The sequence below is a fragment of the uncultured Bacteroides sp. genome (assembly GCF_910578895.1).
In the GTDB taxonomy this organism is placed as follows: Bacteria; Bacteroidota; Bacteroidia; order Bacteroidales; family Bacteroidaceae; genus Bacteroides.
The window spans coordinates 161,672-175,839 of sequence record NZ_CAJTSC010000002.1; the positions used below are offsets into that span (position 1 = coordinate 161,672).

At 52.7% G+C, this 14,168-nt stretch carries 9 protein-coding genes; all 9 read right to left on the reverse strand.

Translation table 11 applies throughout. The features are described 5' to 3' along the window. Positions 1–12: 12 nt before the first annotated feature. Positions 13–822 carry a rhamnulose-1-phosphate aldolase gene (rhaD, locus tag QZ327_RS01380; RefSeq protein ID WP_294616477.1) on the reverse strand — a complete coding sequence of 270 codons (810 nt, stop codon included), beginning with the start codon at positions 820–822 and terminating at the stop codon, positions 13–15. Between the two features lie 73 nt (positions 823–895). After that, a complete protein-coding gene (rhaT, locus tag QZ327_RS01385; protein WP_294616479.1) occupies positions 896–1,927 on the reverse strand; it encodes an L-rhamnose/proton symporter RhaT in 1,032 nt (343 codons plus the stop codon). Positions 1,928–2,025: 98 nt separating this feature from the next. Continuing rightward, positions 2,026–3,279, reverse strand: coding sequence for an L-rhamnose isomerase (locus QZ327_RS01390; RefSeq protein ID WP_294616481.1), 1,254 nt, complete (start codon positions 3,277–3,279; stop codon positions 2,026–2,028). A gap of 34 nt (positions 3,280–3,313) precedes the next feature. Further along, on the reverse strand, positions 3,314–4,780 hold the full coding sequence (rhaB, locus tag QZ327_RS01395; protein WP_294616482.1) for a rhamnulokinase: 1,467 nt from the start codon (positions 4,778–4,780) through the stop codon (positions 3,314–3,316). 127 nt (positions 4,781–4,907) lie between these two features. Next, positions 4,908–6,428, reverse strand: coding sequence for a glycoside hydrolase family 28 protein (locus tag QZ327_RS01400; RefSeq protein ID WP_294616483.1), 1,521 nt, complete (start codon positions 6,426–6,428; stop codon positions 4,908–4,910). A 49-nt stretch (positions 6,429–6,477) separates the two neighbouring features. Further along, positions 6,478–8,310, reverse strand: a complete 1,833-nt coding sequence (locus QZ327_RS01405) for a silent information regulator protein Sir2 (protein ID WP_294616496.1) — start codon at positions 8,308–8,310, stop codon at positions 6,478–6,480. A gap of 5 nt (positions 8,311–8,315) precedes the next feature. Then, positions 8,316–11,096 carry a glycosyl hydrolase gene (locus tag QZ327_RS01410; RefSeq protein ID WP_294616484.1) on the reverse strand — a complete coding sequence of 927 codons (2,781 nt, stop codon included), beginning with the start codon at positions 11,094–11,096 and terminating at the stop codon, positions 8,316–8,318. A 2-nt stretch (positions 11,097–11,098) separates the two neighbouring features. Further along, positions 11,099–13,627, reverse strand: a complete 2,529-nt coding sequence (locus QZ327_RS01415) for a glycoside hydrolase family 88 protein (RefSeq protein WP_294616485.1) — start codon at positions 13,625–13,627, stop codon at positions 11,099–11,101. Further along, positions 13,624–14,168: hypothetical protein (locus tag QZ327_RS01420; RefSeq protein WP_294616487.1), on the reverse strand; the 545-nt coding region annotated here is incomplete at its 5' end. The genes QZ327_RS01420 and QZ327_RS01415, both read right to left, overlap by 4 nt.

Here is a 14,168-nt window from a genome sequence, read left to right on the forward strand (position 1 = left end):
TTACACTTCATATTATTTGGGCAAATTAAAAGCCACGGTCATCTCTGTCATCTGTTCCTGGCTCATGCCGTCCGGTTCAAAGCCCATATTCTTGGCGGCAATGTAAATCAAAGCGGATTTGTTCAGCACATCTACCTGGTCAAAAGCGGACATGATGTCCACATCTACGGCAAAGACCCCATGCTTTTCCCACATCGCCACATCGTAATCTTCCAAAGCTTCGATAGTGGCGTCGGCCAGTTTTACGGAGCTCGGCAGTTCGTAAGGGATGATGCCCAAACCACGAGGACAGAAGGCTTTTGTTTCGGGAATCATACTCCAAAGCAGATTGGTAGCCACATCTTTCTGCAAGAACTTCTTGTTATGGGTCATGGCAATCAGTTCGATGGGATGCGTATGCAAGGATGCCCGGCAAGGGGAACCTTTCTCAAGCAGGTAATTATGGACGGCAAGATGAGAAGGCAATTCCGATGTCGGCATGACAGGACGGTCTGCTATAATCACATAGCTGGCACAGTCGTCGAGAATGCGGATTATCGAACCGTTCTCCATAGGCCAACGCGCCAAATCGCGCATGCGCATCTGAGTGCCTTTGCAATAGAAATAGCAGCCTTTCAGATAAGGAAGGCGTTTGCCTATCTGCTTAACTTCGCTAATAGCAGGCAAAGCCCTGATTTCATCATCCACATATTCGGTGATGTTTAAAGTTATGTTGCCGCCATTACGTTCCGCCCAACTTTTTTGCCAAAGATATCCGGCTACTTCTGCCGCCTGACCGACTTCATACGCCAGTTTGGGACGATTTTCAAGAATTGATTTCATGTGTCTATTTTATTATAATTTATTTTAATAAGTAAATGTTGAAAATCAAAATATATCATTGACCCTCTGTCATTCATGCCTGTGCCATTGCCACTACTATGATAGAGGCGATGAGAACTGCCAAGCCCGATATCAGCACGCTTATGGTGCGGGCACCGCATCCTTTCCACTCTTTCAGCAGAATTCCCCAGACATTGCTGAATGTCACATTGAGCGACATCAGTATGCTCCAGGAGAATGCAAGCAATACCGGACTACCGCCCAAGAAGCTCTTGCCCATTTCCAAACCGAAGAATTGCGAATACCACAATCCTCCGGCAAGTGCGCAGAACAGGAGATTATTCACAAAAGCATTGCCCCGGACCGACAAATATTCCTTGCCTGTCTTATTCTTTATATTCTGCTGGATGCAATAAGCCGCATTCGTACAGAAACCGCCCAAAGTCACCAGAAAGATAACAGGAAGTCCGGCATACAAAGGCGCCACCCCGCCTGCCAACGCCGCTTCCTTGATGGGTGTTCCGGCATCCAGCCCGAGAGCGAAACAAGCGCTCATCACACCTGCCAGCAAAGCGACCAGCAGCCCTTTCGTCAAGGCAAAATCCTTTACGGCCGCTTTCTTTTCCTCCTCGCTCATGTTTTTGGAACGCAAACCGCCCGCATAACCGATAACGGCAATCCCCGCCAAAGTAATGCAAACACCGATAAGAAGCATCAAACCATCGCCATGCAACAAGTCCTTACCTGCAAACAACGCCGGAAACAGCGTGCCGAAGCCGGCACAAGTACCCAAAGCGATACTCTGTCCCAAAGCAACTCCCAAATAGCGCATACTCAATCCGAACGTCAAGCCGCCGATGCCCCAAAGGACACCGTAAACAACAGCCGGCAATGCGCCGCCGGCCTTCCAAAGTTCCGGCAGGCTGCCGTGCGCCGGAATGGCAAGCAAAGCGCCCAGCAACGGAAAGACAAGCCAGGCGAAAATGCCCTGCACAAGCCAGAAGTTTTCCCAAGACCAGCCTTTGACTTTATTGATAGGCACATACGAACTGCTCTGTCCGAAACTGCCCACAGCGATAATTAATAATCCTATTAGTGTATTCATGATAATCAACGGTTAATATCCGACAAATAACGAATAATGAAAGCAGCGGGCAAAGATACGCTTTCCCCGCTAAACGCTATTACCGGCTTCGACTTAACTTACTTACGTTTTGATGTAACCTCAACTTCGTATTTCTCTATTTCCGCAATGAACTCCTCGCCTACCGGCACATTGTTCTTCAGGCAGAACATATCCCAAACCGCATTCCAAGGCAAGGCTTTGGCCTCTTCCAGCAAGGCAAGGCGTTGGAAACCCTGACCGGCAGCCTCATACTCACGGAGTTTTGCCAACGGTTCCAACAATGCGCGCAACATACATTTCTGTGCGGCACGGGTACCGATGACATAAGCGCCTATACGGTTGATGGAAGCATCGAAATAGTCAAGACCGATGTGTACGCGATCCAAGGCATTGCAACGGACAATTTCCTGGAAGAGTTCAAGCGTAGGATCGTCCATGATAGTCACGTGGTCGGAATCCCAACGTATCGGGCGGCTTACGTGAAGCATCAGTTCGGGCACAAACAGCAGCATGGACGAAACCTTGTCGGCAGCGCTTTCCGTAGGATGGAAGTGTCCCGTATCGATTGTTATCAGTTTCTGATGTTGTACGCTATAACCCACACAGAATTCATTAGAGCCTACGGTATAGCTTTCCAAGCCGATACCGAATACTTTAGACTCCAAGCAGTCCTTCATATTCTTATATTCCGTAGCAAAAATCCGGTCGAGAGAGTCTTTGAACAACTCACGATATTTCATGCGGTTTACCGTCACATCCTTGCTACCGTCGTGCACCCAAAGGTTCATGATACAAGGATCACCCTGGCGACGTCCCATCTCTTCCGCAATGGCACGGCAACGTCGGGTATGTTCAACCCAAAAATCACGGATGCCCTTATCGGGATTGGCAAGAGACAGGTTGCCGCTTTTGGGGTGCGAGAAAGAAGTCGAGTTGAAATCCAGCTTCATGCCGTTTTCCGCCGCCCACTGCATCCAGCTCTCAAAGTGCTTCACTTCCACTTGGTCACGGTCTACAAACGTGCCGCCGAAATCGCCATAAATCTCATGCAGGTTCAAACGGTGCTTGCCGGGGATATAGGAAACGGCTTTCAAAATATCGCCACGCAGTTCCTCGATGTTACGAGCCTTGCCGGGATAGTTTCCGGTAGTCTGGATGCCGCCCGTCAGCGAACTGCCCGACTCAAAACCGATAACGTCATCAGCCTGCCAGCAGTGCATGGAGATTGCCACTTTCCGGAGTTGCTCCATTACCTTTTCCACATCTATTCCAAGAGCGGCATAACGTTCCTTAGCCACTTCATAAGCCTTTGTGATTAGTTCTTCTTTCATAATACTGAAGTATTTCTTTATTAATTATTAAACATCAAATATCCATTGTCACTTGTTTGAAGTGCAGATACGCGGCATCCCACACTTCCACATCCACCGGTTGGAAAGTTTCCAAAGGCACAGAGCGGTTAATCAACCGGCGCATGGAAGCAATATCCTCTGCCGTTCCGGCTGCCAGCGCCTGAAGTATAACGTTACCGATTGCCGTAGCCTCGGACGGACCTGCCACCACAGGAATGCCGACAGCATTGGCAGTCCACCGGTTCAACAATTCATTGCGGCTTCCGCCACCGATAACATGAAGCGTTTCTATCGGATGAGGAGAGAGCGTGCGAAGATTGTCCAATACCTGGCGATAGCGCAAAGCAAGGCTCTCAAAGATGCAACGCACCACTTGTCCACGCGTCTGCGGAACCGGCTGGTTACGTTCCGCGCAATAGGTCCGTATAGCCTGCTCCATATCTGCCGGATTGGCAAACGACACATCATCGGGATTGATCAGGCTGCGGAACGGTTCGCTCGCATTTGCCTCGGCTATCAGTTCAGGATAAGAGGTTTCCCCCCACGCAATCCGGCAACGCTCCAGCAACCACATCCCGCAAATGTTTTTCAGCAACCGGATGGTGCCGTTCACGCCGCCTTCGTTAGTGAAGTTCAAGTTTTCGGTCTCTTCCGTAATGACCGGTCCTTCGGTTTCCACTCCCATCAACGACCAGGTGCCGCTGCTCAGGTATGCAAAGTCCGGGTTCATGGCGGGAACGGAAGCCACGGCAGAAGCCGTGTCATGTCCTGCCACGGCTATTACAGGAATCTCGCCAAGCCCGGTCATACGCTGCACCTCTTTTGTCAACGTTCCTATTCTCTCGCCGGGATAGACAAAACGTCCGAAATTATTTTCCGAAAGTCCAAGTTCTTGCAGCAAGGCATTTTCCAGTTTACGGGTTTCCGCATTGACCAGCTGCGCCGTACTGGCAATGGTATATTCCGTAACCATTTCTCCGGTCAGCATATAACTCAAAGCATCCGGCATGAAAAGCAACCTGTCGGCAGCAGCCAACGCGCTGTCGTCGTTGCGTCTCAATGTATCGAGTTGGAACAAAGAGTTGAAATTCATCACCTGGATACCCGTCCACTCATAGACCTGCTTGCGGGCAATCTTTTTAAAGAAAGCATCGGGCGCCCCGACAGTATGCGGATCACGATATGAATAAGGCTGACGCAGGAAACTTCCGTCTTTGCCCACACAGACAAAATCCACGCCCCACGTATCAATGCCGATGGAAGTAATCTCCACATCCCCCTTTCGGGCAACTATTTTCAGTCCTTCGATTATATGGCGGTAAAGTTCATGGATATCCCAGTAAAAATGCCCGCCGGTTTCAATCAGATGATTCGGGAAACGGTTTACATCTTCCATTTCCAATCCTTCCGGCGTGAAAGTCCCCAAGATGGTACGGCCGCTGGTAGCACCCAAATCGACCGCAAAAAAACATTGTCTCATGGTAATTGGTTTTAGTCGCTGTTTCACGATACAAAAATAGGGGAAACCTCCCCTACCCTTTGTACTTATTTTGACTGAAAGGATGTCAGATTTGACAATCCGTTTCACCATCACCACATCCGTATTCTTACTCCATATCCTCACAAAAGCGGGTGACAACCTGCTCGCCTTCCGCATTGCGGATAGTGACATTCTTCATTGTAACAGCCTTGCTGTAAACAAACTCCGCCCCCAATCGCGAAGTGATGTCGATATCTTCCAAAACCACATTCTCAATCGGCATTTCCGGAATGCCGTTAAAGAACAACGCACGGCGTGCTCCGGCACATACCAGATTCTTGACATGGATATTGCGGAAGCAGGGAGTCGTCTCGTCCACAGGAAGCGGTTCAACCTTAACCGGTACTTTTTCACCGCTTTCCAATACTTCAACGGCAGATTTGCCTCCATAGTAAAGATTGAAAGTGACCGGTTCGGTGGGAATATCCATCATGGAGACATTCGTTATCCATATATTCTCTACGATGCCGCCGCGTCCGCGCTTACTCTTGAAACGCAACCCTACATCCGTTCCCAAGAACTGGCAATTGCTGACGGACACGTTGCGTACGCCACCGCTCATCTCACTGCCGACAACAAAGCCGCCATGTCCTTTAAACACCGTGCAGCCGTCTACCACCACATTCTCACAAGGGCGTGCACGACGGCGGCCGTCCTCATCCTTGCCGCTTTTCAGGCAGATGCCGTCATCGCCCACATCAAACGTGGAGTTTACAATCAGCGCGTTCTTACAAGATTCCAAGTCCAGCCCGTCACCATTCTGCGCATAGCTCGGATTGCGCACCTGCACATCCTCTATCAGCACATTCTCGCACATCAGCGGATGCAAGTTCCATGCCGGAGAGTTCTGGAATATCACCCCTTGCAACCATACATTCTTACACCCGGCAAGGCTCACCATGACCGGACGAAGGAAATGGCGGACACTTTGCCACTCTTCTTCCGTTTGCAGATTCTGAGGGACGTTCATATTGCTGATGGTATCTCCTTTCAATGTTTCAGGATACGGAAACCAGTAAGTAGGGCGTTTATATACGCCGCCACGGGCTGTGGCCTGCCTCCAAACACTCTCCGTAACCTTCTCACGCTTCAACGGCCGCCAGTAATGCCCGTTTCCGTCAATCGCTCCCTCGCCCGTTATAGCCACGTTTTCCAAGTTACGACCGGAAATAGGAGACTGGCAGCGGCGGGTATCCAGTCCTTCAAACACGGTTTCCACCAACGGATAGAGGTCTACATCCGGCGAGAAAAGGATTACGGCTCCCTTCTCCAGATGCAAATCAATGTTGCTTTTCAACACGATAGGACCTGTAAACCAGACACCGGCAGGAACGACAAGATGTCCGCCGCCCCGTTCGGCAAGGGCATTGATTGCATCTGCAAACGCTGCCGTGCAGAGGGTTTCCCCATTGCCTACAGCATCAAACTCTTTCAAGTTGACCGTACGGTCGGGAAATTTCGGCGCTTCCACGCGAGGCATGTCAAAAGGCAAGTTGCGATAGACCGCCTCATACTTATAACTTTCAGATTGGCAAGAGCTAAGCATCCATACACAAACGGCTGCGATTGCATACAGTTGTTTCTTCATTCTTAACAGCATATATTTTTAATTAGTATAGTAAATCAAGACAGTTCGGTTATTGTCCCAGATAATAAGACGGCACGGGGGCTTGGGGATATCCCATGCTGCGATGAGCCACGTAGCTACGATACAGGGGATCTTGCATCAATGTCACACGGCGGTCGCAGGCGGGAATGTTGGTATGATAGATACGCAATTCACCCGGCAAGGCGGTAATCAGCTCCTCACGCCAGTCGCCTTCCATATCCGCCATCAGCAGGATATCCCCCTCAATGCCTTCCGTCAGTACTTCGCCTTTCCATTTCCAGATGCTCTGCCTGCGGCCACCGGAAGAGGAGCCTGCTCCCCAACGGTTGTCATCGCCCTTGAAAGTCTCGCGCAACAAATCCGCATCCCACCATATCCAGTTGCGGCATCCCGGTATATCCTCCTTAGCCACATCCAGTTTCCTGCCGTCCGCTGTCAGCAGGTATCTGTCGGTACTTCCGCCCTTGCGGTCTTCGCTGGCAAAACATTCCAGTCCGGGATGTGCAGGGTCGAAATCAGTTACCATGCCGTCTGCTACATGATACGTCGTATGACCGATGCCCCATATCAGTTTTCCCGTAGCGGCATCAACCACGGAAACGCCGCGACCGTCTTCTTTCTTCGGTTCACTGACCATGAACACCTGCATGCCTTCCATATCGGGACGCAACTTGCAGATATATGCCTTGTCGCTATGTCCCAAACCGGAAGACCATAACATCGTGCCATTATCATCGAGCATGCAAGAGCCCAACAGGATTTCATCCCTTCCGTCACCGTCCACATCGGCAGCGACCATGCTATGCGCTCCCATGCTCCGGACAATCGGGTTTTCCTCGTCGCCGTCCCAACGCCATACGCGCTCCAACTTACCGTTTTTCAACATCCAGGCATCTACCACCATCAACTTATACGTGCCGCGCGCCGCCAATATGAACGGAGTCTTTCCGTCCAGGTAAGCCACTCCCATCTGGTTGCGGTTCTGGCGGATCAAGTTTCCATAGCGGTCGTTACGTTCCGGCCAGTCCACGCGGTCGATGACCTTGCCGGTCATGCCGTCAAGTACGGAAAGGTATTCACTGCCACCACAGACACGCCCCTTTTCATTCTTTACATAATCGGTTCCCGCTGTCTTGACAGCCACCTCCGCCTTGCCGTCGCCATTGAAATCATAAACGATGAAAGGCGAATACCAGATGCCCGGCTCGATACCCGGTCCCATGTCATACGTCCATAAGTAAGTGCCGTCACTTAAATAGGCGGAAATCTTGTAAGTCTTTCCGGTCGTATCGCCCGGCATGCCCGGGTCTACATTCGTCTCAGGGGTACGGATGACGTAATCGAAAGTACCGTCACCGTTCAGGTCGGCAAGAGCTATCTTTCCCGCCTTTTCATTGTCTTTCAGGCGGATGGAAGTGTAAGGCTTCAAATCGGCAAGCACCACCTCCCGCTTTTCCGAAGCAGAAGGTCTCTTTCCTTTCACAATGGCTTCCACCCAATAAGAAGCCTGCTTGCAAGGAGCCGCATCTACAAAATCGCAAGTCCCGGCAACGGGCTTCTTCGTCAGGCGGCGTACTTTGCCGTCCGATTGCCGGTACACATGGAAAGTAACGGCAGCATCGTCCGAGTTGAGCAAACGCCAACTCAGATAGACCGACCCGGCATCTTCGGCAGGAACCGCCACCAAGCCACGGTTCATTTGTTCGGCAACCCGTTCGCGGGCAAACCCCTCTACCAACGGCTTCGGTTCATGCCGAGGGTCAAGGTTCTCATAAAAATAATGGCGCTCACGCGGGTCTTGAGCATGCAACGCACCTGCCATACAGGCAAGCAACGTACACAAGGAGAAGTATCTTTTCATCATATTCATTTATTTGTCGGTTTTAACGGTATAATACGTACGGGTCCCAGCAGCCCGCTCGGAACGGGTTGCCAGCCGGCATACGTTCCTTTCTTATAGCCAAGCGCCGCTATATTGATATCCTTGAAGATGCGCCACTTCACGCCACGGCGGTCCATATCGGCTATGCGGTTGGCAGGCAGATTGGTTACTTCGATTTCCAGCGTATTCTTCCCCGGACGCAGATATTGCCCGACGGGGCAGACATAAGGCACAGCCCACAGCGTGGCGACTTCCCTGCCATTGATACGTACACGGGCACTCTCACGGACATCACCGAGCGAAAGCAGCCAGTCTTGTGCCGAAGCAGGGTTTTCAATCACGAAAGCAGTGGTGTAGCAAGCTGTTCCCATTGTCGTAGCGGCACCCTCAAAGGATAAATCCGTCCATGAACCCAAAGAGACGGAGTCCGGCACATGCCACACCGCAGGAGCGCTTTCCACAAATCGCAGGCCCCATAAGCCGGACAATTCGACGGCTCCTTGCGAAGCAGTCCGATAGTTCCATTCCGGAGCCTGCACATCGGCTTCCGTAAATGTTTTCAGGATGACAGACTCTCCGGAAGCCAGTTGTACATAGACCTCCGTCTTTCCGTCTTTCTGACGCAAACAAGCCTTACCGGATGTACCGTCCATCGGATTGTAGAGCATAGCCGAACGTGCAGGCACGGCAAGCGGTATCCAGCCGTCCGTATCCCTATCCGTCAACGCCGAAATAAAATAATGGTACCCCTCCGGATTCTTACGGCGGATGCAACTTAAACCGAAGGCGGTCTTCATGCTTTCCGGCACGGCAGCGGTCTGTGCCAGCGTACGGGCATAATCCGTACCGAAACAGATTGTCTTATCGGTGCCGCGCGCATCGCCCAGTTCCTTCACCGACTTCAGCACACGTGCAAATTCCTTGCGGCGGCGTGCCAGCCCGGCATACCCCGGAACGTCTTCCGGATATCGGTCCAGAAAGACAACGGTGGCCCCCGCCTTTGCCAAATCGAGCAGGCGGGCAAGGACATCGGCTGGCATCAGGCGCGCACCGGGAACGACCAGTGCCTTATAAGCGGCTCCGCCCGATGTCACAATCTTCCTGTCACGGCAAACAGCCGTGCGGATGAAATTATCGGAGACATAATCCATGTCATAACCGGCATCGTTGATGCGGTGCACCGCTTCTATAAAACGGGGAGCACGCTTCGCCATCTTGTGAATGTCGAACATCAGCAGGCGTCCGTCCTGTTCCTGCCACATATCATATACGGGCAGGTAGACAAGGAAGTCGTTATCCGGCTGCCCCATTTGCAAAAAGCTCTGGCAACGGGATATATATTGGAAGAACGCAGGCGCATCCCGCCAGATGCTGTTTGTCGGACTCATGTCCACCGTGGCATAGAACTTCCACCCGGGCCATGCAGCCTCGGCAGGCGAGTAAGTCGTGCCGTGGAAGAAGGTATGGTTGACACCGGACACAAACATCAGGTCTATATCGGGTTTGCATTGCGACAACGAGGTGCGGAAATGCTCCGTCAGCCAAGTGAATGTCTCCGAAGAGGTATAAGGCTTGCCTGCGATATGGGCACCCGAGGAAGCATACTTCAGCATGGAGAGGTCGGAGTCGTTGGGACGTGTCAAGGAGTCCTTGCGCAACCCACGGATACCGAAATCAGACAGGCCGAAACCTTCGCACTCGGGAATGTCCACCGTGGCATAGAGGTCTATCAGGTTTCCCGGTGAGCCATGCGCCTGGTTTCTTGTCCGGGAACCGTGCCGATGTGCCCATTCCGTCCATTGACGGGTGAAATTCTCCTGCAACAACTCGCCGAGCGTCTCCCGATAATCGGAAATGATACGCCGGGCATCGTCCGAACGTTCTCCTGCCGCAAGAAATTCCGGCAGATGCTCCTCCAGCCTGTAGCCGCGGCGTGCACGGAATTCATCGAAAAGCCCTTCCGACCAATCTGCCCCGTAGACTTCGTAGGAGTCGTTGAAGAAGTTGTGGGGATAGGCAGTGGCAGTGCCGGCGGCATCCTTGAAGTTGCCGTCAAAAGCACGTTCAAAGCGCCCGAGATAGTTTTTCACGGCACGGGCGGAGAAGTGGTTCATCACATAACCCTCGCCACCGGGGGCGGCACGCTTCACTTTCTGCAAGGTCTTTCCGCAAAAGGCTGCAATCAGGCGCCAACTGCCTTCCGGTGCTTTCCAGCGCAGCACCCCGTCTTTCACCTTAGCCGTCAGGTCCAGGCATTTCCCCGCATCGGAGAAAGCCATGAGACGTTCCAGCACGGCGTATGGCTGTTGCCTCTTGTCGGCAACTTCTATCCTTTCATCAAGCGTATTTCCGCCCTCCAGCCGGTACTCCGTAACAAACAGCTTGCATGCCGCATCTTCTATTCCCACTTCAGGACCGCCGAAAGGCCAGCCCGTGCCGGTATTCATGTCAATCTGCATGCCCAGACGGGCAGCTTCGCTCTCCGTATATTGCAGCATCCGCATCCACCGGGGAGAGAGAAACGGGATATCGTTCGCATCATTTCCCTGCACGCCGTAAATGGGGGTGATTTCCATACTGCCCATTCCCGCCGCGGCATACGCCTCCAAATTGCGGGTCAGGTTTGCCTTATCCACCGCACTGCCCATCCACCACCAGCGGGCGGCGGGCTTGGCGTCCAGACCAATTTCCGGCCACGCGGCGTTTTGTGCGGATAAAGCACCCGCACAAAACGCCAACACGGCAATACCAAACAACCGTTTCATACCTAATCCAATCTTTCCAGTTCCAGGCATCCCATAATGAACGGACCTGTCGCCTTCGCATCGTTATCCCTCATCTTCTCGCCTATATAATATTCAAAACTCCCGTCACGATAGGGATGACCGCCCAAGCCACCCACCTGGCAGCAACGTGTCAAAACCAGTGTGCCGTCCTGCTTCTCTACCAGCAGCTTGTCTTTCAGTCCCTGCAGGGCTTTTTCCGCCACCGCACGATATTTCGCATCGATATATCCTTTGTTCACAGCCTTTGCGTAGGCATACATGCACTGGGTGGTTACGGAAGCTTCGGGAAAGTTGCCCTTGCGTTTGGGCTGGTCGATGACCTGATACCACAGCCCCGCCCTGTCCTGATATTTGGGCAACGCCTCTGCCAACCCGCGGATATACCCAATCATATCGGCACGTCCCGGATGCGCTTCCGGTATAAAGTCCAGCGCATCCACCAGCGCCATGAACCACCAGCCTATGCTGCGTCCCCAGAAATTGGGCGAGTGTCCGGTCTGCGGGTTTGCCCAACGCTGGCTCTTGCTCTCGTCCCACGCATGGTGATAGAGGCCGGTCTCGGCATCATACGTATGCTCGTGGCAAAGGCGGAACTGCTTCACAGCTTCGTCTATCCATTCCGGTTTATTGAATTCCGCACCATACTGTGCCATAAAAGGCGATGCCATATACAGACCGTCCAACCACATCTGATGTTGATAAATCAATTTATGCCAAAATCCGCCCTGCAGTGTACGGGGCTGGTTCTTCAATTGCCCGATAAGCGTATCCATCGCTTTCTTGTAGCGTCCGTCGCCCGTTTCACGGTAAAGGTCAAACAAGACTTTGCCGGAATTGATGAAGTCCAGATTGTAAGCGGACTTGTCATACAGATGGATTTCTCCCTTCCCGTTAATCAGAGAGTCCGCCCATTGCTTCACATAATCATAGTAACGGCGCTCGCCTGTGGCTTTCCACATCTGCAACATGGCGCAGCAGCCTACTCCCTGGGCATAGCCGAAGAACAGGCGCTTGCCGTGGTCCAGCTGATATGCCTGCGGGAAGCGTGCCATTTCGGAATCGGCAAACCAACGGGCATACGAACCCTGCTCCCACGCATCCGTGCGGAAAGGCACTGCGGGCAGACCCGCCTTATTATAAAGGTTTACGCGGAAGAAATTACAGAAACCATAGCGCACGGCAACCGGCTCTGCCACCTGCGGGGCGGAAACTTCCAACCGGCTGCCTTTTATTACTGCCGTTGCCGGATAGAAACGGCGGTCGGCACCTGCCACCAGGAAGCCCTTGACCGGCGCACCGTCCGGTGTCATCAGCCCGTCCCCGGCATATTCGAAACTCAGCACCGCCTTGTTGCCGCTGACCTGCATCGCCTTGAAGAGCGGACCGGAATAAGCCACATCCTTGCCATACTGCTTGGCAAGCGCCCACAAAGCCATGCGCTCGCCTGCCACGCGCTTGTTGCGCGGATGGATGTCCGTAGAGTCCGCCGCATCGGTCACGACCGCCATGCCGACGTTCTTCAACCCGCTCTGCCACGTCTTGAGCTGCGCCTCGCGGATGCCTGCCGGCTGCCCCTTGTGCGGGGCTATCTGCATGAAGTAGAAAGGCATGTCGGGCTGTTTCCACTCCTTCCGCCAGCTGTTAATCATGTTGGTGAACACCTGCCGGTATTTCTCATGACGGATGGCATTCGACTCCCCCTGATACCAGATGTTTCCTTTTATGGTATAGCCCAGGATAGGATAAATCATCCCGTTCCACAGCGTGGCAGGAACCTTGCAAGAGTCTTTTTTCTGTTTCACGTTTTTCAGTGCGAAGCTCTCGAGCACATCCGCATACAGCGGATTGTCCTTCATCACGCCCATCTTGGTCCACGACTCCGCATGCGTGCCGCCCCAGGTGGACTGTATCATGCCCACGGGTACATCCAACTCCTTGTGCAGCCTGCGCCCGAACACAAACCCCACCGCCGAGAAATCGTACAGGTTTTCCGGCGTGCACACCAGCCAACGGCCCCGGCAGTCGTCCACTTCGCCGTCGTGTGCCAACTGATGTTCCACGCGGAACAGGCGAAGTTCGGGATAGTCCGCATCCTTCAGTTCCTCGGCTTCGGTCAGCATGCCGGTCATCCATTTCATATCCGGATGCTTGCACACGGGATATTCCATATTGCTCTGTCCGGTGCAAAGCCACACTTCGCCTATCAATACATTATTAATAATAAGCGTATTCTCACCGCTCACCGTAATCGTCTGCCCCTTTGCGGCCGCAGGCGTTTTCAGTTTCACCGCCCACTTGCCGTTGGCAGCCGCTTTGGCGGTCACGGCTTTGTCCGTCCACGATGCCTTTACCGAAATCCGTTCGCCGGGCGTTGCCTTTCCCCACAGGTTGACTTGCGCATGCTGCTGCAGCACCATATTGTCGGAAAAGATAGCCGGAAGTACCACTTTGGCAGATACGGAACCTGCCAACACTAAAAGAAAGGAGATAAATCCAAGTAGTTTTTTCATGTGCCTTTGATAGTTTTTTTAATAGAATTAAGAAATGAACTTTCTTCTGCATGGCAAAAGTAAGGATTTTGCCGCAAATAGCCTCTGAAGGTTTTGGCGGTTCTCTTATTGTTTTTGTCGTTTGAGGGAAGAGGGAACGGCACAGCCGGAAACCTGAGGATTAAGCCGCCGGCTCCCGACATCCCCTGCAACCCCTTCCGACTTCCGCAAACGAAAGAACCGTGCCCGCGCAAGCAGTCGGGCAGACGCATGCAGACGGGCAAACGCCGGAAACCAACCGGCACCGGCTGTGTGCGCAGGTGCAAAGCGAAGCATCTTCCGCCCGCTTTATGACAAAAAGGCGGCGAAACAGCCTTTTCGCTTACTCCCCTCCCCGCCACCTTTTGCCGGAACAGGAACATGCTGCATAAAGTGCGGATAAACATGCCCCAATTTTCGATAGATATGCGTTGTTTATGCAGAAACCGGACATTTCCGCCGATGGATGCAGGTGTTTCGGGCGACAGATACAAGTGTTTCAGCCGAGCGGCATTAACATCGC

Excerpts from the sequence above, each read along its gene's own strand:
- rhaD (WP_294616477.1), bottom strand. The coding sequence starts at position 822 with ATGAAATCAATTCTTGAAAATCGTCCCAAACTGGCGTATGAAGTCGGT.
- rhaT (WP_294616479.1), bottom strand. The coding sequence starts at position 1,927 with ATGAATACACTAATAGGATTATTAATTATCGCTGTGGGCAGTTTCGGA.
- QZ327_RS01390 (WP_294616481.1), bottom strand. The coding sequence starts at position 3,279 with ATGAAAGAAGAACTAATCACAAAGGCTTATGAAGTGGCTAAGGAACGT.
- rhaB (WP_294616482.1), bottom strand. The coding sequence starts at position 4,780 with ATGAGACAATGTTTTTTTGCGGTCGATTTGGGTGCTACCAGCGGCCGT.
- QZ327_RS01400 (WP_294616483.1), bottom strand. The coding sequence starts at position 6,428 with ATGAAGAAACAACTGTATGCAATCGCAGCCGTTTGTGTATGGATGCTT.
- QZ327_RS01405 (WP_294616496.1), bottom strand. The coding sequence starts at position 8,310 with ATGAAAAGATACTTCTCCTTGTGTACGTTGCTTGCCTGTATGGCAGGT.
- QZ327_RS01410 (WP_294616484.1), bottom strand. The coding sequence starts at position 11,096 with ATGAAACGGTTGTTTGGTATTGCCGTGTTGGCGTTTTGTGCGGGTGCT.
- QZ327_RS01415 (WP_294616485.1), bottom strand. The coding sequence starts at position 13,627 with ATGAAAAAACTACTTGGATTTATCTCCTTTCTTTTAGTGTTGGCAGGT.